The 547-nt window shown below is 46.8% G+C and carries 1 protein-coding gene; it reads right to left on the bottom strand.

The genetic code is table 11. The features are described 5' to 3' along the window. A partial coding sequence (locus R7Z50_RS30280) for an endonuclease/exonuclease/phosphatase family protein (protein WP_318150120.1) occupies positions 1–547 on the bottom strand: 547 nt, incomplete at both ends.

The raw sequence follows: 547 nt of genomic DNA, 5'->3' as shown, positions 1-547 counted from the left end.
CCTGACCACCTTTGATGATCTCTGCGTAGTTTACGCCTTTATCAGCGAAGCAATCGGTACCCGAACGATCTGGGAACACGTATTGTGCCTCGTTGACGATAGGGTAACGACTCACAATGACTACGCCTCCGTCGTAAACGTTGAAGCCATCTTTATCCAATATCTTCGTTTGGTATGGGTAATCTTTTGCAAGCTCACGTAAAAATGCATCACGACCACTAGCAAAAACCTCTTGCAATGCCAGTACGTCATAGCCTTTTACGTAATCGGGGATTAACTCGTAACGGTCACCAATATGTGACGCAATCGCAGGCAAGGCCCAAATGTTGTAAGTCATCAGTTTGAGGTTTTGCTCGTTGTCATCGACGGCTTCATCCACTTTGCTTGGTGTGACGGTATAGTACAAATCGTCATAACGTGCGGTGCTATCCGATTTAAACGCTAGCTCTGCACTGCGAGAGCCAAACGCCTCGGTATTTGAACGATGAATCGTGCGATCGTCTTTTAATGCCAAGTTCACGTCGGCGGCTGACAAACCGTATTCAAT

It is taken from the genome of Vibrio sp. 1249-1 (assembly GCF_033340495.1).
The sequence above is the reverse complement of the archived record's forward strand: the minus strand, read 5'-3'. Positions and strand labels throughout refer to the sequence as shown.